The organism is Mariprofundus sp. EBB-1, from assembly GCF_003665155.1.
Classification (GTDB): Bacteria; Pseudomonadota; Zetaproteobacteria; order Mariprofundales; family Mariprofundaceae; genus Mariprofundus.
Genome location: NZ_RCFQ01000003.1, coordinates 1 through 20,674, shown reverse-complemented (window position 1 = coordinate 20,674; position 20,674 = coordinate 1). Strand labels below are relative to the sequence as shown.

The following is a 20,674-nucleotide window of genomic DNA, read 5'->3' as shown; positions in this document are numbered from 1 at the left end:
CGTTATTATCCTCTTACCCTTTACTCCTTACCAGAACTGATTGCCAAATGAATACGGTTTGCAGCGGTGTCCGTGTCGCCTTCAAGCAGACTGTCGATCTCTTTAAGCAGCGCGCTAAAGACGCACGCTTCATCAGCCCGATCTCCTTCATCTGCACGGCCAAGCACCCAATCTGAAATGTCGCCATGAGTAGGGCGGTTGATGCCAATTTTTACGCGTACATAATCAGATGTTGGTAAATGGGCATGCATCGAGCGCAAACCATTGTGGCCACCGTGGCCACCGCCTTTCTTGATGCGCAATTTACGTGTGGGTAGATCCAGATCATCGTAAACAACAATGATATCTTTCTCTTCTATTTGATAATATCGTGCCAAAGCACCAATGCATTCACCACTGTTGTTCATGAATGTTTGTGGTTTGATCAGCATAATTTTATCTGCCTTATGATTCCAGGTGGCAGTCTCTGCATGAAAACGAGGGGCCGCGTCAAAACGCAGCCCCTCATGTTTTGCTAACATATCAAGGAAACGGAAACCGATATTGTGACGTGTTTCCTTATACTTGTTGCCCGGATTACCGAGGCCGACAAGCAGTTTCATCTTATATTATTCTGCTGCTGGTTCTACTGCAGTTTCTTCTACAGTTTCAGCTTCGTCTTCATCTTCATCACTACCTGTTTTCGGTGCAGCGATATTCAATACTGTGAAGTTAACGTCGTGATGTACTACAGCGCCTTCAGGCAGGGTAATATCTTCAATATGTACAGTGTCGCCAATTTCCATGTTATCACAATCTACTTCAATGCTATCTGGAATGGTGTCAGCACGACAAGACACTTCAAGTGAGTGACGAACCAGATCAATCAGGCCGCCTTTCACAACGCCAGGGCATTTTTCAGCGTTAATGGTAACAACCGGAACATCCACTGTGACGGTATCTTTGGCGGATACACGGAAAAAGTCGAGATGAGTGGCTGTGTCCATGACTGGATCCCACTGGGCATCTTTCAACAAAACTGTGTTTTTAGTACGTGAGCCTTTTACCTTTACTTCAAGCAAAGATGTGTGGAACTGCTCATCATTCAGCTGTTTGGAAACAGTGAAGTACTCCATTGTAATAGCGATGTCAGGTTTACCACCACCATAAATGATACCAGGCATTTTGCCTGCACGGCGTAGGCGGCGTGTAGCCGAACGGCCGGTTTCTTCGCGAAGCTCTGCTTCAACAACAAGATTAGTCATGTGTATCCTCCAAAATGCACCGTCGGGTTGTCCCGTGACGGTGTGCGCCTAGCTGCTATGCAATATAGCGGTGCCAGATGCGGGCGCGCACTCTATGTCCAGAAATGAAAATGTCTATGCTGGCAATGAGTTGGGCTTCGGGACGCCCGGTTATTCAACCAAGGGTTGGCCTCTGTCGGAAAAGCACGACGTCACGACTGTCTCAAAGCAGCCAAAAGCGGACATTTAGATCTCCATTACTAGAGTAAAGTTTGACTGAACACCTATGGCAAAGCGCAATCAATCACGCATATTCTTATTTTCCGTCTTTCTTCCAGTGAAAGCGTTTCCAGTAATTTCTCTTTGAGTTCTTTTGCAGTTTTTGGCCTCTTCCCATCATGTGGAAGGGGCATGCCCTTGCCGCCAAACCAGAATACGAGGTAGATGCCAAAGCCATCGGTGTCAGGGTCACGGGTGTATTTGGCGATCAACTGTTCTCGAATCGATCTCCATAAGGCCTTATGCGAATCTTTTTTGACTTCGACAGGTATGCTGAATCCGTCAGTGCCTCCAAACGAAACTCGGATATCAGCCCGTTTATCATCTGCATAACGAGCTTCTGGTTGAGCATCAACACCTAGTTTTCCAAGCCGCTCTTTCAGGTCGGATAGCAAGGCATCTCGGCTATCGTTCTCCGACTTGGGTTTAGGATTGATCATTTTTTGGTGCTTCTCTTCGTAGCTCCAGAACTGCTTGTAATCATTGGTACTACCGTTGCGAATATTATCTGCAACGCCCTGAAGATGAGCCATGACAATGGCTGCAAGATCGGCTGCATTAGCTGGCTGGAGGTCGGCAAGTGTGTGATCCACTTCTGCAATGCTTGGTTGGCGGAAGGTTACCTTGCGTCGAATGATTTGCTGATCATGCTGGGCTATTCGCAAACGAGTGTGCCAGTTTGAAAGAGAGGGGAGGTCGAGCAATCGTTGCAGTTCATGTGAAGCCTCTTCAGATGGTTCGCGCCCAAGCACCTGAATATATGAGCCGACCATCTCCGACATGCGCATTTCGTTGGTAACCAGGCCATCCATGCGGATATCTGAAACATCTTGCCCCAGCATTTCGATCAATTGGGAACGGGCGTCAATGGAAACCTTCACCCATTCGGGAAAGCTGTCATTTCTAAAGCCCGAATATAAAAAGTTTGTCAGGTGTGCTTTTCGCTTTTGGCTTTTACCCACGAATGTGAACAATTGGCTTTCGTAGACCTTTGGGTCGAGCAATATGCCGCAAGCCAGCCAATAGACGCGTTGTGCATCATCCATGCTTTTCAGGGATACTTTTCGACTCAACAGATCCGAGAGCTGTTTTTTATTTAGATAACGGAGTGCGCCTTTAAGCAGATCGTTGAATATAAATGGCAGTTGTTTGACATTGGCACGGACAGGAAAGCTTTCTAGCAGTTTTGAGAGCGTAAGCTGAGACACTTCAGTATAGGCATTTTTACCTGTAAGCAAATGCAGACCGTGGATATGTTCTTTTTTTGCACGCAGCATGGGAAGTACATAGGCAAGAAAAGCATTAGCAACGAGTTCTGACCTTGTGTTTACCAAGGCTTCAAACCACGCTGGTTCATCGCCCATACCATCCGTTAAACGAAATAAGAGCATCCGGGAAAGGAGTTCATCGGGAAGAATCAGAGCCTTATCCGAATCAAGGCTATAGCGCTGATCCATGCCCACCAGACATGCCGGACGGATATAGTGCATTCTGCCTTCTAACCCTAGGTCGGCAATTTCCTTGACGGTCGGGAGGTCGGGGCGATCAAGCGTATGCCTGAAACTTATCGCCGCTGCTTCAATCAACTCCGAATCGCCACCGAGGAACTGATACAACCTCTCTTCTGGTGTGTCGCCGTTTGCATCATGGATATGCCCGTTATACGCCAAAGCAAGATCGTGAAGAATTTGTGGGTAGGCGCTACCATCCCGGATGGCCTCAATATGCTCCCGATAGACAGCAAGTAGTTTGTCTCTTTTCTCCTCTTCTTCTCCCTCCTGTTTTTGTTGACGCTGGGCGTGCTCCTGTTCCCAATCTCCGAGCTTGCACGAAATAAATGGCTCAAAATACGGTTCAAACTTTGGATTGTATTCCAACCAAGCTTCAAATATCTGGGTTTTCGTTAATGGCAAAAAGCCATTACCTCCATCATGAATCAATGACGGACGAACAGCCTGAACGAAATAAAAATGAGCTAACTCTTCATTTGATTCTGTAGCTGCTTTTTCAAGCCACCATGTTTCAATATCCGTCGGCACATTTGCCAACTGAAGCCTGAACATCATTTTATTCAAGCTGCCTATTGGATCAGGCTTGGTTGTGCTCAATGAGGCTACCAACTGGATTAAAGACTTGTATCGATCTGGTCTGCCACCAAACCATGCCGCGATTCGCTCAACATCTTCCTTTTCCAATCTTGGAATATCAAACTCATCCGAACCGACCCCCAACCATGTGAGGAGCCGTTCATCTGATATGGCATCGCCATGCGCTTCGATACTGCGCGCCAACAGATTGCCATCCATGCGATCGAAACGACTTGAGTGGAACGTTTCTTTATTCTTGCTTCGTTCTATTACCAATTGATCGAGTACAATTGGTAGCCGTTCGTCTGGCGTCTGTCTCTCAAGGTGATGACGCCAAAACATGCTATAGCTGTTAACCGCCTGAGTTTTTGGTGAATGGAGATATTCGAACACCTCTGCCGGCTGGATAACTGATGGGTAAAGTTCTCTAAGTAATGTGCCGATCAATTCATCTTCATTGTCCTCGACAAGCCCGTCACGAATGTCCTTTGCCAGTTGATGTAGCGAAAGTATCTCGGCATGAACTCCGTGAACCAGTGCTTCAAAAGCATTTCTTCGGATATATCCCAAATAACTGCTATCTCGCACGATACGTTCGAGCGGTTGAGAAAGTGACTGCATTGACTCACCGTAACGAATGGCATCAAGCACACAATTCAACAGAGACTGATCGGCAATGATACGGGAGGGTGAGGAGAGTATGGCGAGAAAGGTCTCCTCCATGTCTCTGGTTCCCAATGCTCCAAACGGAGAATCGGCCCAATCATCCGAGCGGAACCAGGTATATCGCTCTGCTTCGGCATACAGTGCATCCAGGACTCGCTTCTTGTCCTCCACCGAAAAACTGCGTACATCACCATAAAGCACGACACCGAGCACATCCCGCTCGATCAATGCGGTTCTGGCACTTCGATTGTGAGCAGCAAGCCATGCAGCAAGCCCCCTCAGATCGGGGATGATGCCGCCATCTTCCCCGCAGATAAGCGCCAATATACGATGGCATGGCAACCCTTGATCTATGCGCTCCGATATACACCTCGCTCCTAGAAACTCGGCCACGCTGCGATGAACAGGAGTACGCATATCACCTTCAAGCCGAAACAGATTACTTTTCAATACGGGGAGTAAGGGGAGTTGTGATTCTTTCAATTCTCTCCAGCAAACAAATTGATCTGAACTATCATCGCAATCAAGGTCGAAACCTCCACGACCAGCAATCAGATGGATGGCATTGAGATAGCCTGCTGCGTTTAGCATTGCTTCGACTGAGGGGTCGTTATCTTTGGTTGCCTGTTTGTGCACTGGGTTCTTTTCCCGCACAAGTTTCTTGCAAGCCATCTCATATATTTCGGTTCGGCTGCTTGGCCATGAGCCATCACCCACAGCTTTAATCAGCATGTCGAGCATTTGTGGGTTTCGAAGCAATTCGTGAAGGCCATGAAGCCTTGCTTGTTTCATAAAAGCTGAGGGGGCAGTTACGGCCTGATTATGTTCAAGAATTTCGATAATGGCATCGTCATTCAGTGCATCCAGATAAAGTGTGGCGATTTGACCACCAGGTGACACTGCCTGCATGTCTGTTTCGCCACTTTTTCCCAGCCAATCAGCCTCACGACAGGAAAGACGGAACCGGGGACGACCCATTGCCACCAATCTTTCCCGAATCCGATCAAGCGGGTGGCGCTGATCTCCTGCTGAGGGCACCTCATCCAGCCCATCGATAAATATAGTTTCATCCTTTTGAAGATTACAGAGTCCCGGAATTACAAAATCCCGCGCCCGAACATACTTGCCGCCTGACTCTTCAGCTTCCAACTTGAACGATTCCGTTTTTCCGGCCCCCGGATCACCCAGTAACACATAAGCAGGGAGTTGCCTATACGATTCAAACGACTGACTTTCTTCCTGCTGATTGTTCTCAGCTTTACGAGTGCAGGAGCGACGAACAAGAAATGGCTGAGAGGCTGAATTCATAGCCAATGCTCTGCCGGATAAGAAAGAAATTCGACCAATGGGATGCCACCATCGCCGACTAGATGTTTTTGACAAGCGCCAAACTTCTTTTCAAATAATTCTAGGCCTTTGGCACGTATCGGCACTGTGCCGCTCTTGACTTCGATGGCGGCAATTCGATTGCCTCGCTCAATAACAAAATCAACCTCATTCGGTTCTTCACGCCAATAATGCAAAAAACAATCAGGTCTACCGGAATTGTACAGGTGCTGACCAACTGCGCTTTCAACGATTCTTCCCCAGTATGTTCGATCCGCTATAGCCTCCACTTTGGAATATCCCGATGTAGCCGTCATCAAAGCATTGTTCAGAACGTTAAGCTTTGGTGGTGACTTACGCCTCTTTATCTGACCCCGATAATACTTTTGCATGCCTACTAATAGTCCAGCGTTCTCCAGCAGATCCAGATAGTGAGCCAATGTTGTTTCATTGCCTGCATTCTGGAGCTGACCCTTCATATTACTTAACGCCACAATCTGCCCCGAATAGGCGGCTCCAAGATGAAAGAGCTGTTTAAGCAAGGCTGGCTTATCAACTCTGGTCATCTCAAAAATGTCTTTCTCAATGCTCGGCTTGATAAGACTTCCGGTTACATAATTGCGCCATCGCGACTCATCCTGAATGAGCGGAGCCGCCCCCGGATAACCACCAAAGTAGATGTAGTCATCACGATCGAAACCAAAGGCATCATGCATTTCTACAAACGACCAATGGGTGAGGGGAATCAACTCAAAGCGCCCGGCTAAGCTTTCGCTCATCCCTTGCTGCATGAGCAAGGGAGATGAGCCGAGAAGAATCACATGCAGGTTCAACCCTTCTGCACGGTCAGCGTCCCATAAGCCTTTCACAGCTTCCGACCATTGCGGAACTTTCTGAATTTCGTCGAGGATAAGAATATGGCCGCTTTCAGATTGTCGTGCTGCTATGCGTGCTTGTTGCCATTTACCTACTAGCCATCGGGCATCACGAGGCCCAAAAGAAAGATCAATAGGTTCACTGGAAGAGCTGGTTATGCTTGACGCGGGTGCGTCATCTGGTCGATCAACCGGGATAAAGCTGTATTGTGCAGAGGGGTACTGTGCCAAAGTCTGCTGAACCATGGTTGTTTTGCCTACTTGTCGTGGGCCTGCGATAAACAGAAGGAACCTGGGGGGCTCGGAAAGCCTGAGTTGTAGTGCGTCAACTTCTTTGCGCTGATACCCAGCAATAGCCATGATTACTCCGTTGAGTTAATTTACTCATAAGATTAATCAACAAAGAGAGGAAGTGCAAGTTGGGCCTCTATGCAAGCTAAAGAGGACGCTCCCCTTTACGGGTATTAAACTCGGATTCGTCATCTGATTTGATACTGCTCCGGGAAGAAAAGCAGGTATTTTCTCACAAGCACTGACGGTCCAATTTTAACCGTAGATATAAACTCAGTTACTGAATAACAGCGGTGATTGATTGACTGAGATGAAGGCGCACTGGCGAGCACCTTGAACTATTGGTATTCCGGTTTGGTGATGGAGATCTTCATTTCTTTCTCCACTAGTTCATACCATTGTTGCAAACGCTGATGCTCTATTGTGCTGATGATCTCATCACGCACCTCTTCAACAGGCTTTTGCATGGCCGGGCGTTTGCCTAATAGTTCAATGATATGCCAGCCAAACTTTGTTTTTACCGGCGTACTCAGGCCATTTTTTTTCAAAGAAAAGGCGACATCGTCAAATGCCTTTACCATCACCCCACGCGGGAACCAGTTGAGGTTTCCGCCGCGTGATTTGTTGTTACTGTCCAGAGAATGGCTCGCGGCCAGTTTCTCAAACAGGCTGCGATTGCGGCGTAGCTTTTTCAGTACCTGCCAGGCCTCTTTTTCAGAACCCAACAGAATATGACGTGCATGGGCCTGTTCTGGTACGCTGAATTCGTCGTAATGGTTGTTGTAATAGGCTTCTATTTCGCTTGTTTGAATGACCACCATTTGTGCCAACTGCCAGGATTTTGCAGCTCCAATTAAAATCTGGCGTTGCGCAGCCTGCATACGCTGCTTGATGGCCGGATTCATATCCAGCCCCAGGCGTTTGGCTTTCTGGCTGATGGCAATGCGGCGAATGAGTGAACGTAAAATATGCGTGCGCGCCTTGGGGTCATTGCGGTATTGAATCATGGGATCTGGCAGGTTGGCCATTTCATTATCGATATCGGATTCATGAATACTAATGCCGTTGACCACCGCAACCACAGGGCTGCTATTGATGGCTTCAAGTTTTGGTAAATCGCCCTGCTGTTGGCATGCCGTGAAGCTGAGCAGTAAAGCGAATAACATCAGTTGCCGCATAACGGATCCCCTTGTTCAGTTTGGGCGCTAGGGTAGCGTGCTGCGCTTGTACGACAAGCAATCACCCATTTGGTTGCCTTGAAGATGGAGGGTATGGGATGAGTCCTGTAGTAATGACGATTACGGTGTTGTGCCTGTATCTCGTGTTTTTTCACTTTTATGCCAAAGGTATTTTAAGTAAAAAAATATTTGAATTGAATGATGATAACATCACACCAGCGCATAGCATGCAGGACGGCGTCGATTATGTGCCGTCCAACAAATACATTCTTTTTGGCCACCATTATGCATCCATTGCCGGCTTAGCGCCTATGCTAGGCCCTGCCATCGCGGTGATCTGGGGCTGGGTACCAGCACTGTGCTGGGTGGTATTTGGCACCTTGCTGGTGGGTGCAGTGCATGATTTTTCTGCGCTGGTACTCTCCATTCGCCATAAAGGACAAAGTGTTGGTTCGATTGCCCGTGATGTCATCAGTCCACGTACACGCTTATTGTTTCTGTTGGTGATCTTCTTCCTTGTGGCTCTGGCAATGGGCGTTTTTGTGCTGGTTATTTCAGGCCTGTTTGCAGCACCGGATGTAGCCAACATCCCGGCCACAGCGCATCCGGAAGCGGTCTTTCCGACCTACTCATTGATGTTAATCGCCATGGTGATTGGTTTTCTGGTCTATAAAAAGAATTTCCCCTTATGGCCCATGATTGCCGTGGGTTTTGTATTAATGCTGGTCACTACAAGTATCGGACTGGAAATGCCTATCACAGGCTTCACAGCCAGCGACTGGACATGGTCTCTGTTGGTGTATGCCTTTATTGCCAGTATTTTGCCTGTCTGGTTGCTACTGCAGCCACGGGATTTCCTCAATTCTCTGCTATTGTATCTGGCCCTGTTTATGATGCTGGCCGGGTTCTTCTTGCTATCTCCTGACTGGGTTGCACCCGCCGTTAACCCTAATCCTGTCGGTGCTCCGCCGCTGATGCCGTTTTTGTTTATCGTTATTGCTTGTGGGGCAGTGTCCGGATTCCACGGCTTGGTCGCTTCCGGCACTACATCCAAACAGCTGAATAAAGAGAGCGATGCTCCCTTTGTGGGGTATGTTGGCATGATTGGTGAATCGTTGTTAGCACTGTTGGCCGTATTGGCGACCACGGCAGGGGCATTTTCGTCGCGTGCAGAGTGGGAATCTTTTTATGGTTCATGGGAAAAAGCCGCCGGTCTACATCAAAAACTTGGTGTGTTTATTCAGGGCAATGCCAATTTTATTCACCAACTAGGTATTCCCGTGGATTATGCTGCAGCATTTATCTCGGTTGTTGTCGTCGGTTTTGCCATGACCAGTGTCGATACCGGCGCGCGGCTATTACGCTTTAATCTTGAAGAAATCGGTGAAACCATCCATGTAAAAGCATTGGGGAATCGTTATGTTGCGACAACCCTGGCCATTGCTGCGATTGGTTTCTTTGCCTTTTTCACCATGGACGGCAAACCAGCAGGTCTATTTTTGTGGACTTTGTTTGGCACCACCAATCAGATTCTGGCTGGTTTAACACTGCTAACCGTTACCATTTATCTCTATCGTAAGAAAAAACCTATTCTCTATACCATGTTACCGATGTTGCTTGTACTTGGGGCCACCATCTCCGGCATGGTGATGGGCATCTTCAAGGCTGTAGGGAATGGGCAATGGACAGTTGCTGCCGTTGGAGCAGCGATTTTTATGCTGGCATTCTGGGTGTTGGTTGAAGCCTTGCTGGTGGTCAAACAAGTGAGAGATGATAGAAAATTGGATCAAACTACGACCTAGTACAACAACCAGCATGGAAGCTGTTCGCGATGATCAGCACCACCTAATCAAGATTGTATTCTTGAAATTTTATGCTATTAATGAAGATGGTACCAAGAAGCTTCGCGCCAGGAGTTAGCCATCGGCATTCATTTTGAACATTTTGATGATATGAATTTCATGCTGGTCATTCTGCATGGGCTGGTGACTGATGAGCAGTTGGATGCCCATATCTCCAGAATGCTTGAAGATCAATATGACAGCCCCGGAAAACTTGGTTTGGTTGTGATGTGCAAAAGCATATCAACACGCGACCTATCCTTTAAAGCTATTTTCTCTGCTGGAAAACGGATGAAAAAAGCGAAATTTCGTTCGCATGGGAAGGTTGCCTTTGTTACGAAAAGCGCCGTGAGTTTTGGCTTAGCCAGGATATATAAATCAGCAGCAGAAGTGGCTGACCTGGATGAAATACGCATTTTGCGCAGTGATGGGCTTGAAAAAGCGATTCAGTGGCTTGGTGTTGAGCAATATAGTGATCCCATTCATCATCAGATCACGCGTTATGAACAAGTCGCGGAGTACGCTGTTAAGTAAGTCGGGCACCTTGGGCGTAAGCGCTGTTGCATGTGAATTTCAGCATCGGTATTGAAGCTTTCGAGATAGTGCTATGAATGCATTATTCGATCTCTAACTTGTATATATTATGCTCAACACTAAGCTGCACCACTTTTCAAGCCATGTTTTGCAACGACTATTGCATGGTTAAATTTTATGTCTCACGGAATAGTTCATTGATTTCTACATCTGGTATTACTATGCAATTCGGGGATAAGCCCCTGTTTGAAAACATTTCAGTCAAATTCAGCGATAACAATCGTTATGGTTTGATTGGCGCAAATGGTTGCGGAAAATCCACCTTGATAAAAATTCTGGGTGGTGATCTGGAACCTACCAATGGCCACGTCAGCATTGGTGAGCATCAGCGCCTTGGTAAATTGCGTCAGGATCATTTCGCCTTTGAAGATATCAGCGTAATCGATACCGTGATGATGGGTCATGAGAAACTGTGGAAGGTGAAACAGGAGCGTGAGTTTCTCTATTCTCAGGAAGAGTTAAGCGAAGAGGACGGCATGCGTGCCGGTGATCTGGAAAGCGAATTTGCCGACATGGATGGCTATAGTGCCGAACCCGATGCTGGTGATCTGCTTATCGATATGGGTATTCCGGTTGAAGATCACTACAATCTAATGAAATCCATTGCGCCCGGTTTAAAACTGCGTGTATTGCTAGCCCAAGCACTGTTTGGTAACCCGGAGATTATTCTACTGGATGAGCCAACCAATAACCTGGACCTCAATGCAATCCGTTGGTTGGAAGGCGTGATCAAGGAACGCAAAAGTACCATGATCATTATTTCCCATGACCGTCACTTCCTTAACAGTGTTTGCACCCACATGGCTGATTTGGATTATGGCGAATTGCGCATGTACCCGGGCAATTATGACAATTATATGGAAGCGGCAGCACTGGTTCAGGAGCAGCTGTTAACGGCCAATGCCAAGAAGACCGAAGAGATTCAGGAACTGCAGGCGTTTGTACGCCGTTTCTCAGCCAATGCATCCAAGGCTACGCAGGCACAATCACGCGCCAAAAAACTGGATAAGATCAAACTCGATGAAGTAAAACCTTCCAGCCGTGTCAGTCCTTATATGAAATTCTCACAGGATAAACCGCTGAACAAAGTTGCACTTAAACTCAATGAATTGAGCAAAGGTTTTGATGATCAGTTACTGTTTGAAAATTTTGATTTGATGGTGCCTGTAGGTGAACGTGTGGCAGTGATTGGCCCCAATGGTATTGGTAAAACCACGCTATTGCGTTGTCTGGCTGGTGATCTGGCAGCTACTTCGGGTGAAATCAAATGGTCGGAAAATGTAAAACTGGGTTATTACGCTCAGGATCATTCAGCTGATTTTGCTGAGGATGTCACCCTGTTTGACTGGATGACACAGTGGAAGCGGGAAGAGCACGGTGAACAGGAAGTGCGTGGTAATCTCGGGCGCATGCTGTTTTCACAGAATGATATCAACAAATCGGTGAAAGCACTTTCCGGTGGTGAAAAGGGACGCATGCTGTTTGGTAAGTTTATGTTCCAGAACCCCAATGTGATGTTGCTGGATGAGCCGACCAACCATATGGATATGGAGTTTATCGAATCATTGAACGTGGCCTTAGCAGCATATCCGGGCACACTGATTTTTGTCAGTCATGATCGTGAACTCATTGCCACTGTAGCCACCCGTATTATTGAAATTACCCCGGATGGCATCGTTGATTATCACGGAACCTATGAGGAATATCTCAAGTCTCAGGGCGTGCGCTAACATTTCATTGATTTGTAATATGGATGTATCAATATCCCGGCTGCTTGAATATTTAACTCCCTGGAGATTTTATGCCATTGCAAAGAATTGTTATGTTTTTGCTATCAACCTGTCTTTTTATATCCAATGCCAATGCAGGGGAAATACAACAGACTACCTTTAAAAACGGCGCCAAGCTGGTGGTTGAAGAAGATCATTCAGCTCCCGTGGCAATGGTGCAGGTCTGGTTGAAAGTCGGTGGTCGCGACGAAGTGCCCGGCAAAACCGGTTTAGCACATGTATTTGAACATATGATGTTTAAGGGCTCAAAAAAGCTGGACGCAGGTGAATATAGCAAACGCATATCCGCCATGGGTGGTAATGATAATGCCTTTACCAGCACCGATTACACCGCTTATTTTGAAACCGTTCCAGCGGCGCGTGTACAGGAAGTGCTGGCCATGGAAGCCGAACGTTTTGCCCATCTCAGATTGCGCGATGAAGATTTCCAGAAAGAGATTCGGGTGATCATGGAAGAGCGCCGTATGCGCACCGAAGACGATCCGAACTCGCGCATGTTTGAAGAGCTCTCTGCTGCATCTTTGCGTCTGCACCCCTATCGCAATCCGGTCATCGGTTGGATGCAGGATCTGCAAGCCCTGACGATTGAAGATGTGCGTGCTTTTTACAACAAACATTATGTGCCGGGCAATGCTATTGTAGTGGTCGTTGGTGATGTGGACTTTGAGCAGGTAAAAAAGACCGTCGCCAAGACCTTTGGTAAGATAAAGGTACACGGTGATATCCCGGCCCGTTTCAATCCAGTGGAACCAGAACCCTTTGGCCCTAAACGTATTCAAGTGACACTGCCTGCACAGTTGCCTATGTTGGCGGTAACCATTCCAGTGCCTGTATGGAAGCCGGGTAAAAATGATAATGAAGCGGCATCTCTGGCTCTGGCTACGCATATTCTGGCCGGTGGTCGTTCTGCCCGCATGACGCGTGAAATTGTCGATAAACAACGCAAAGCATTTACCGCCAGTGCAGGCTACGATGAATCCTCCATGGGGCTTGATTTATGGTATGCCTATGGTCTATTGGGTCCCAAACAGACAACCGAAGCATTTGAGAAATCCCTATGGGCGCTACTGGATGATATGGCAAAAAAACCGGTAACTGCCAAAGAGTTAGCTGCCGCCAAACGCAATGTTATTGCAGCCAATGTATTTGCTCAGGACTCGCTCTATCTACGCGCCAAAGAAATTGGTCGCATGGAAGTAGTCGGAACCGGTGCTGAAAATCGCCCCTTGTGGCTGAAAGCAATCAGTCATGTCACGGCTGCAGACATTCAGAAAGCGGTGGCGCGCTGGTTGAAACAGGAGCGTTCGACAACAGGTATTATGATGCCTGCTAAACACATGGCAGCGGGAGATAAATCATGATGATACGTGGATATGTAATAGCGCTCTGTCTGTCGTTATTTAGCGGCGTTTCAATAGCACAGGCAGTGCCGGCAATTGAAGAAGCAAAACTGGATAACGGTGTGCGTGTACTGTTAATGGAAGCGCATAATGTACCGATGCTGGCAATGAAGCTGGTGATGCCTGCCGGCAGCCGTTTTGATGCGCCAGAAAAAGCGGGAACGGCCAGTCTGTTGGCTGGCATGCTATCTGATCATACCGCCAAACATGATTTTACAGCCTGGGCCGATCTGCTGGATGCAGATGCTATTCATTTGGGTGCAAGTGCAGGCCGTGATGATTTCAATGTTTCACTCACGGTTCTAAAAGATGCGCTGGAGCCGGGGCTGGATGCATTTGCTGAATTGCTGTTGCAGCCGGGTTGGAATCAGAAACGCTTTGCCATTATGAAACAGGATTCCATTGCCTCCGCACAAAAGGAGAAAGAGGAGCCGGGCGCACAGGCCTCACAAGCCGGTGTCGATCTACTGTTTGCAGGGCATCCCTATGGTCATCGTCCCGGCGGAAGCATGCAGACGCTGGCACGCATTGAGATGACCGATTTAAAACAACTGTATCGTACTCAGATCAAACCCGAAGGTGCTGTGCTGGCTGTCAGTGGTGATATCACCATGCGTGAGTTATTACCGTTATTGAACGCACGCCTATCGTCATGGAAAGGAAAAGCGACCAAAGGGTTACATGATATCGATAGCCCGAAAGTGGTTGCAGGCCAGGAGCGAGATGTGACCTTGCCAACAACTCAAATGCTGGTGCAATTATTGCGTTTGGGCCCGTCACGTAGTGATGCGGATTTTTTCCCTGCTTTTGTACTCAACCATGTGCTCGGTGGCGGTGGTTTTGGTTCCCGTTTGATGGAAGAAGTGCGTGAAAAGCGTGGTCTGGTCTATGGCGTTTACTCGTATTTTATGCCCTTAGCAGTTGAGGGACCCTTTGTGATTACCTTGCAAACCCGTGCCGATCAGGCTGGTGAAGCAGAACAAGTGGTGCGTGATGTGATTGCATCCATGGCAGCAGGTAAGATTAGTGCCAAACAACTTAAAGCCAGCAAAGAAAATCTGATTGGTAGTTTTGCACAGCGCATGGATTCCAACCGTGAACGTGTGGGTCTGATTGCGATGATTGGACTCTATGGCTTACCACTGAACTATTTGAGCGCCTGGACGGAACAGGTAGAGCGCGTGAGTTTGCAGCAAGTTAAAGCCCAGGCCGAACGCTATCTCAAACCGGAACAGTGGAATCGGGTTCGTGTTGGCCCTGCATCTGCTTTTCAGGCAGTTGCTCCTGCCGCACACTGATCATGTTCCACCTCAATAGCTCAGGGCTTTCGATATGCGCATAACGGCAGGCGAGATGCGTAGCCGTATTGTGCCGGTGGCGAATGTGCCGGGGTTAAGGCCGACACCCGCCAAGGTGCGGCAGGCGCTGTTTAATATGCTGGGCTCCGTGGAAGATTTTGATATGCTCGACCTGTTTTCAGGCTCCGGTATTATGGCTCTTGAAGCACTTTCGCGCGGCGCCAAATCAGCCCAATCGATTGAACTTCATCACCTTGCAGCCAAGTGCCTTCAACAGACCCGCGAGCATTTGAAGCTGGAGGATCGCTGGCATATTAAACAGATGAGCGTGGAAAAAGGCATTAAACTGCTTTCTGGATCATCATTTGATCTTATCTTTGCCGACCCCCCTTATGCGCAGGGTGAAGCTGAAAATGTACTTCAACTGCTCGATCAACACGGCATTACAGCCCATCAATTGGTCATTGAAGAGTCCGCGCGCTACCAGCCACTATGGCCTGAAGGCTGGATTTGTCAGGACTCCAGACGCTATGGTGATAGCTGTTTGCATTTTCTTTTGAGAAAATGAGGTCTTAGCGTTACCGTTCGCACAATCATGGAGGTTCCATTGTCCCTTATTCGTATTGCTACCCGTCGTTCCCCGCTTGCTTTGTGGCAGGCAGAATATATTGCATCTGAGCTGGAGCGGCTTGATCCGAACGTCACCACTGAGCTGGTCAAGATTGTCACCCGTGGCGATAAAATCCTTGATGTACCCTTGGCAAAAGTTGGCGGTAAGGGGCTATTTACCAAAGAAATCGACGAAGCGCTGCTTGATGGGCGTGCTGATATCGCAGTGCATTCGATGAAAGATGTGCCGACCGAGCTGCCCGCGGGAACCAGTATTCGGGCGCATCCCAAACGTGAAGATCCGCGCGATGCGATTGCTACAATCACCGGTGGTGGTCTGGATACCTTGCCTGAAGGTGCAACGATTGGTACCTCAAGTCTGCGCCGTATTGCCCAGCTGGCTGGCAAATACCCGCACTTTAAATTTGTTTCTATTCGCGGCAACATCCAGACACGCCTGTCCAAACTGGGTGAAGAAGTAGATGCGGTGATTCTGGCCGCTGCCGGTGTATGTCGCATGGGCATGCAGGATAAAATGCATCAGTTTGTGGATACGGAATTACTCTTGCCTGCCGTCGCGCAGGGCACGCTGGGTGTACAAACACGCGATGCCGATGATGTGATCAATGCTTTGATTGATCAGCTTAATGACACAGACACCGTGGATAGAACCCGAGCAGAACGTTCTTTTCTGGCCCGTCTGGAAGGTGGTTGTCAGGTGCCGATTGCAGCATTTGCCACATTGGATGGTGATACCCTGCATCTGAAAGGCCTTGTCGGCGCTGTCGATGGCTCAGTCATGATTGTGCGCGAAACAACAGGTAATCGTGCCGATGGTGTGGCACTAGGTGCAGCACTGGCGGATGAAGTGCTCGATGCCGGTGCACGCCCTATTCTGGAAGCCCTGTACGCGGAGAGTTAGACCCGTACTCCTTGAACTTTGTTATGTATAGAGTGACCCGATAATGTCGGCATAACGCGTATAAATGACCCGACGTTTGAGCTTCATGGTTGGCGTTAGGGTGCCGCTCTCGATACTGAATGGTTCAGGGCGCAGATGAATGCGACGCACGTGTTCGTATGGATTCAGCGGTTTGAGTATGGTGTTGATACCGTTCTGCAGGTATTTCTTTAAAATGTCCGATTCGCATAGCGATTGCCAGTCCGATGCGGGCAGCCCCTGCTGTTGGGCCCAGGCAATACAAGCATCTTTGTTCGGGCTAATGAGAGCAACCAGATAAGGTTTCTGATCTCCGTAAATAACACATTGATCAATTTCTGGGTGTTCGATGAGCGCCCCTTCTACGCGCTGCGGTGAGATATTTTCTCCACCTGAATTAATAATAATATCTTTTTTGCGATCCGTGATGGTCAGATAGCCCTCGGATGATATAAAGCCGATATCGCCGGTCTGTAGCCAGCCATCAATCAGGGCTTCCTGTGAAGCCTCTTTGTTGTTCCAATATCCAAGCATAATATTCGGACCACTTGCCAGAATTTCACCGTCATCAGCAACACGCAGCTCAACACCTTTACCTGCGGTGCCTACCGTACCGGGTCTTCTATCCGACATGGGGTTTACCGTTAATAGAGGAGCGGACTCGGTCAGGCCATAGCCCTCCATCACCGGAATGCCTATCGCTTCAAAGAATTCAGCAAGGTCAATGGAAAGTGGTGCTCCACCGCACATAAAGGCACGTAAGCTGCCGCCAAAACGAGAACGTATTTTTCTTCCAACGACCCTGTCGAGCAGGTTCGTTAATCGGGCTGTAAATAGACCATTTTTATTCTTTTTTGCCCGACTTATATAAAATTCAAACATTTTCTGTTTCATTAATGGTTGCTGCTTTAGCTGCGCTAAAATACGTGCACGAATCACTTCCAGCATCCGGGGTACAACAATCATAATGCTTGGATGGCATTCCAGCATGTTTTTAGCAATGGTGTCGGGGCGCTCGGCAAAACCCACCGATAGACCAAATGTATAGGGGATAAAATGACCAGCGGTGCGTTCCAGCATATGCGCAAGTGGTAAGAAAGAGAGGAAGCGATCGCCATCACGGTCGGTATTCAGGGTTACAAATTGAGGCACTGATTCAATATTACAGAGGATATTGCCATGCGTGAGCATTACCCCCTTAGGCTGTGCAGTAGTGCCTGATGTATAGGAGAGCGTAGCCAGAGTATTTCTGTCGATATTATTTAAGCGTTGCTCAAGGCTGTTTTCTTCTATCTCTGTAGATTCCAGATCACTGACAGGCACAACCTTCTCGTTGTCACTGCTGTTATTGAGAGCATAAATATGTTGTACGTGAGGACAGGCCTCAACCGCTTCCAGTAGGTTATTTAGCAGTTTGCCATCTGATGTGATGCATATAATTGCCTCGGAATCATTGAGTACCAGAGTGATATCCTGAGCCCGGTATGTGCAATACAGCGGTACTGTGACTGCCCCAATCGCGAGGATGGCATAATCGATCACGGCCCAATCAGGGCGATTTTCCATCAACAGGCCAATACGATCTCCGGCCTGAACACCGGCTCGAATTAAGCCGCAGGCAATGTGTTTAATACGCAATTCCATCTCGGCATACGTGATGGGCTGATACGCACTATCATGACGCTGCCACTGGGCTGGCCTGTCAGCATGCCGTTTCGCAGTGTGAAAAAATGCAGCAGGCAAGCTATCCACGCCTTCTATATTGATTTCGGATTCAGTCATCGCATTGATGGTCACTATTACGTCTGTATAACTTCATAGCGATTAGCATAGACGACTTTTTCTCTGCTCACAATATGTATATAGATATTGGCAAAAGCTGTTTTCATGATCACTCAATAGTTACACCTTTTGAAATATTTTAAAAGTGGCATGATTGCGCTTATGTCATCTCTTCCTTCTTTATCTCAGCCCGGCCTATTGTTTATGGACATGGATTCCACCCTGATTCAGTGCGAATGCATTGATGAAATTGCAGATTTTCTGGGTATAAAACAGCAAATATCTGAGATTACTGCACGCGCCATGCGTGGAGAGCTGGATTTCTCCGAGTCGTTAATCGAACGGGTTCAGCTGTTGGCTGGGCTTGATGCTGAGGTACTCGAACAGGTGTATGTGGAGCGCATTGCCTTGACAGAGGGTGCGGAGAACTTGATTCGTACGGTTCAGAGTCATGGTTGGAAAGTGGGTTTGGTCTCTGGTGGTTTCACCTATTTTACAGATAAGTTTAAAGCGCGTTTAAATTTGGATTTCACCCGCTCCAACGTGTTGGAAATTCATCAAGGTAAATTAACAGGTTCCGTCATTGGTGATATTGTAGATGCAGAAACCAAGCGCCGTTGCCTGCTTGAACAGGCGGAGATATATAGCATCCCGATGTCGCAAACCATCGCGATTGGTGATGGTGCAAATGATTTACCAATGATTCAGGCAGCCGGTTTAGGCATCGCCTTTCATGCCAAACCCAAGGTGGTTGAACAAGCTCCTTATGCTTTTAATGAAGGACCTTTGGATCAGGCTCTCACACTATTAAGGTGATACATCGCGCTCGACTTTATGATGAAGGCTGATTTAAGAGGGATAATTCAGAGGCTGTGAAACCAGCCTGTTCACGCGCAACCATATTATACGGCCCCATCAAGCCTTTAGGATAAAACTCCGCCAACAGTGTGGTAAATGTATCTACTGTATCCAGATCACGCTGATCGCAACAGTATCGATACCATCGATTACCAATGGCAACGTGGTTTATTTCATCGCGTAAAATAATATCCAGAATACTGACTGCATTATGATCGTTCGCCTGCGCTAACTTCTTTTGAATACCGGGTGTGACATCCAGCCCTCGCGCTTCCAGCACACGCGGCACGAGCGCCATACGAATCAATACATCGTGAGCAGTTTTTTCACACATCTCCCATAAACCACCATGTGCAACATAATCGCCATATTCACCACCAAGATGGCGTAGATGGGCGCGCACCAACTCAAAATGATAGGCCTCTTCAAAGGCAACCTGTAACCAGTCGGTGTAATATTGATCAGGCATATTGGCGAATCGCTGTACGGCATCGAGGGCCAGATTGATGGCATTAAATTCAATATGCGCAATGGCATGCATCATAATCGCCCGCCCTTCGGATGTGCCAAAACCACGACGGGGAGTGTCGCTGCCACGAACGAGCGATGGTTTGTCAGGTCTGCCGGGTTGGCACAGTGATGGCATGGCCACCTTAGTATCCAGGCGAACATTGCCCTGCTGCCAGGATCGCATTAAGGCGCGAACGCCGCGCAGTTTTTCATCGGGATCAGCAGCGTTAAGGCACTCTGTTGCCATGTGGCGCATTTCATTCATTGCTTGAGCATCCTCTCTTCCATCTTCAGCATACAGGCATGTCTTCTCACTCTTCAGATTTAACCCAACGTGCTACTGCCCTTGCTGCTATGACGCAGGCTATTTACCTGGTGAATGGTATTGCCCGCAAAGGCGTGGTGGATACTGAAGATAGTCGCGTGATGATGGAAAGTATTTTTTCAGATGCCTCCATCCAACCGAAGCAGACGGTGCTGGATATGTATGGTGGTGTCAGGAATCTGGAAACCGGAATACGTATTTGCATCAAGCTGTTGCAGGGAGAGAAACTGATTGAAGCAAAAGATCTGATGCTTTACAGCGCCGGTTTGACCGCTCTTGAGCGAAAGCTTTCAAAAGATGCCGACATGCGCAACAAACTGGCCAATGGCATGATCCGCATCAGCAATCAACGTCAATACTTCGGTGATGCCATGCATCATAATGTGATTGCTGCGATTGCGGACCTGTATGGTGATACCATCAGTACGATGAAACCACGCATCATTGTGCGTGGTAAATCAGAATTTTTGAGTCAAACGAATCATACACAGCGTGTTCGTGCATTGTTAATGGCGGGCTTGCGTGCCGCGCATCTTTGGCATCAACATGGCGGGGGCCATTTGAGCCTGTTATTACGACGCAAGGCGCTGTTACGTGAGCTCGAGTTATTACAGAAATAATAGGCTGAGAAATCGATATTTTCTGCTATACTTGGTGACACTAGCAAAACAAGGGGGATATATGAAAGCTGTTTTATTATTATTTACACTATTTGCGTTTGCACTACCGGCGACTAGTGCAGGTTTTTTTACCAGTGTGGAAACGCGTGCCGATGCTATGAATGAACAATTAGGCGACAACA

At 47.9% G+C, this 20,674-nt stretch carries 16 protein-coding genes; 9 read left to right on the top strand and 7 right to left on the bottom strand.

What is annotated here, in order from left to right; genetic code table 11:
• Positions 1 to 20: 20 nt before the first annotated feature.
• From pth to D8Y20_RS01895, 5 genes are all read right to left on the bottom strand, one after another.
• Entirely contained in the window at positions 21 to 602 is a 582-nt protein-coding gene (pth, locus tag D8Y20_RS01915) for an aminoacyl-tRNA hydrolase (RefSeq protein WP_121541349.1), read from the bottom strand.
• A 6-nt stretch (positions 603 to 608) separates the two neighbouring features.
• Positions 609 to 1,244, bottom strand: a complete 636-nt coding sequence (locus D8Y20_RS01910; protein WP_121541348.1) for a 50S ribosomal protein L25/general stress protein Ctc — start codon at positions 1,242 to 1,244, stop codon at positions 609 to 611.
• 263 nt (positions 1,245 to 1,507) lie between these two features.
• The gene (locus D8Y20_RS01905) at positions 1,508 to 5,638 is read right to left on the bottom strand and encodes an NACHT domain-containing NTPase (RefSeq protein ID WP_147434006.1); all 4,131 of its coding nucleotides are present in this window, start codon (positions 5,636 to 5,638) and stop codon (positions 1,508 to 1,510) included.
• Positions 5,560 to 6,816, bottom strand: a complete 1,257-nt coding sequence (locus D8Y20_RS01900; RefSeq protein ID WP_121541346.1) for an ATP-binding protein — start codon at positions 6,814 to 6,816, stop codon at positions 5,560 to 5,562. The genes D8Y20_RS01905 and D8Y20_RS01900 overlap by 79 nt, the downstream gene beginning before the upstream one ends.
• Positions 6,817 to 7,085: 269 nt before the next feature.
• On the bottom strand, positions 7,086 to 7,925 hold the full coding sequence (locus D8Y20_RS01895; protein WP_121541345.1) for a peptidylprolyl isomerase: 840 nt from the start codon (positions 7,923 to 7,925) through the stop codon (positions 7,086 to 7,088).
• 98 nt (positions 7,926 to 8,023) lie between these two features.
• Here D8Y20_RS01895 and D8Y20_RS01890 point away from each other — a divergent pair, with 98 nt between their 5' ends.
• From D8Y20_RS01890 to hemC, 7 genes are all read left to right on the top strand, one after another.
• Positions 8,024 to 9,727, top strand: coding sequence for a carbon starvation protein A (locus D8Y20_RS01890; RefSeq protein ID WP_121541344.1), 1,704 nt, complete (start codon positions 8,024 to 8,026; stop codon positions 9,725 to 9,727).
• Positions 9,728 to 9,877: 150 nt separating this feature from the next.
• Complete coding sequence (locus D8Y20_RS01885; RefSeq protein ID WP_147434005.1) at positions 9,878 to 10,300, top strand: hypothetical protein; 423 nt, start codon at positions 9,878 to 9,880, stop codon at positions 10,298 to 10,300.
• Between the two features lie 197 nt (positions 10,301 to 10,497).
• Positions 10,498 to 12,090: an ABC-F family ATPase gene (locus D8Y20_RS01880; protein WP_121541465.1), complete on the top strand. Its 1,593-nt coding sequence runs from the start codon at positions 10,498 to 10,500 to the stop codon at positions 12,088 to 12,090.
• 71 nt (positions 12,091 to 12,161) lie between these two features.
• Positions 12,162 to 13,511 carry a pitrilysin family protein gene (locus D8Y20_RS01875; protein WP_121541342.1) on the top strand — a complete coding sequence of 450 codons (1,350 nt, stop codon included), beginning with the start codon at positions 12,162 to 12,164 and terminating at the stop codon, positions 13,509 to 13,511.
• Positions 13,508 to 14,848 (top strand): pitrilysin family protein, encoded by a 1,341-nt coding sequence (locus D8Y20_RS01870; RefSeq protein ID WP_236075186.1) that lies wholly within the window; start codon positions 13,508 to 13,510, stop codon positions 14,846 to 14,848. The genes D8Y20_RS01875 and D8Y20_RS01870 overlap by 4 nt, the downstream gene beginning before the upstream one ends.
• A gap of 34 nt (positions 14,849 to 14,882) precedes the next feature.
• Positions 14,883 to 15,416: a 16S rRNA (guanine(966)-N(2))-methyltransferase RsmD gene (gene rsmD, locus D8Y20_RS01865; RefSeq protein ID WP_121541341.1), complete on the top strand. Its 534-nt coding sequence runs from the start codon at positions 14,883 to 14,885 to the stop codon at positions 15,414 to 15,416.
• Positions 15,417 to 15,443: 27 nt separating this feature from the next.
• A complete protein-coding gene (gene hemC / locus D8Y20_RS01860; protein ID WP_121541340.1) occupies positions 15,444 to 16,379 on the top strand; it encodes a hydroxymethylbilane synthase in 936 nt (311 codons plus the stop codon).
• A gap of 21 nt (positions 16,380 to 16,400) precedes the next feature.
• Here the strand turns inward: hemC and D8Y20_RS01855 are convergent, their stop codons facing one another.
• On the bottom strand, positions 16,401 to 18,179 hold the full coding sequence (locus D8Y20_RS01855; protein ID WP_121541463.1) for a long-chain fatty acid--CoA ligase: 1,779 nt from the start codon (positions 18,177 to 18,179) through the stop codon (positions 16,401 to 16,403).
• Positions 18,180 to 18,341: 162 nt separating this feature from the next.
• On the opposite strand from D8Y20_RS01855, the gene serB reads away from it, so the two are divergent.
• Positions 18,342 to 18,995 carry a phosphoserine phosphatase SerB gene (serB, locus tag D8Y20_RS01850; RefSeq protein ID WP_121541339.1) on the top strand — a complete coding sequence of 218 codons (654 nt, stop codon included), beginning with the start codon at positions 18,342 to 18,344 and terminating at the stop codon, positions 18,993 to 18,995.
• 16 nt (positions 18,996 to 19,011) lie between these two features.
• Here serB and D8Y20_RS01845 read toward each other — a convergent pair whose 3' ends face one another.
• Positions 19,012 to 19,812: a ferritin-like domain-containing protein gene (locus D8Y20_RS01845; protein ID WP_121541338.1), complete on the bottom strand. Its 801-nt coding sequence runs from the start codon at positions 19,810 to 19,812 to the stop codon at positions 19,012 to 19,014.
• 38 nt (positions 19,813 to 19,850) lie between these two features.
• On the opposite strand from D8Y20_RS01845, the gene hflD reads away from it, so the two are divergent.
• On the top strand, positions 19,851 to 20,492 hold the full coding sequence (gene hflD / locus D8Y20_RS01840; protein WP_121541337.1) for a high frequency lysogenization protein HflD: 642 nt from the start codon (positions 19,851 to 19,853) through the stop codon (positions 20,490 to 20,492).
• The last annotated feature ends 182 nt before the right edge of the window (positions 20,493 to 20,674 follow it).

Coding starts and splice junctions, on each gene's coding strand:
- D8Y20_RS01875 (WP_121541342.1), top strand. CDS start 12,162: ATGCCATTGCAAAGAATTGTTATGTTTTTGCTATCAACCTGTCTTTTT.
- D8Y20_RS01895 (WP_121541345.1), bottom strand. CDS start 7,925: ATGCGGCAACTGATGTTATTCGCTTTACTGCTCAGCTTCACGGCATGC.
- D8Y20_RS01855 (WP_121541463.1), bottom strand. CDS start 18,179: ATGACTGAATCCGAAATCAATATAGAAGGCGTGGATAGCTTGCCTGCT.
- D8Y20_RS01845 (WP_121541338.1), bottom strand. CDS start 19,812: ATGAATGAAATGCGCCACATGGCAACAGAGTGCCTTAACGCTGCTGAT.
- hemC (WP_121541340.1), top strand. CDS start 15,444: ATGGAGGTTCCATTGTCCCTTATTCGTATTGCTACCCGTCGTTCCCCG.
- D8Y20_RS01870 (WP_236075186.1), top strand. CDS start 13,508: ATGATGATACGTGGATATGTAATAGCGCTCTGTCTGTCGTTATTTAGC.
- D8Y20_RS01900 (WP_121541346.1), bottom strand. CDS start 6,816: ATGGCTATTGCTGGGTATCAGCGCAAAGAAGTTGACGCACTACAACTC.
- hflD (WP_121541337.1), top strand. CDS start 19,851: ATGTCTTCTCACTCTTCAGATTTAACCCAACGTGCTACTGCCCTTGCT.
- pth (WP_121541349.1), bottom strand. CDS start 602: ATGAAACTGCTTGTCGGCCTCGGTAATCCGGGCAACAAGTATAAGGAA.
- D8Y20_RS01885 (WP_147434005.1), top strand. CDS start 9,878: ATGAATTTCATGCTGGTCATTCTGCATGGGCTGGTGACTGATGAGCAG.
- rsmD (WP_121541341.1), top strand. CDS start 14,883: ATGCGCATAACGGCAGGCGAGATGCGTAGCCGTATTGTGCCGGTGGCG.
- serB (WP_121541339.1), top strand. CDS start 18,342: ATGTCATCTCTTCCTTCTTTATCTCAGCCCGGCCTATTGTTTATGGAC.
- D8Y20_RS01890 (WP_121541344.1), top strand. CDS start 8,024: ATGAGTCCTGTAGTAATGACGATTACGGTGTTGTGCCTGTATCTCGTG.
- D8Y20_RS01910 (WP_121541348.1), bottom strand. CDS start 1,244: ATGACTAATCTTGTTGTTGAAGCAGAGCTTCGCGAAGAAACCGGCCGT.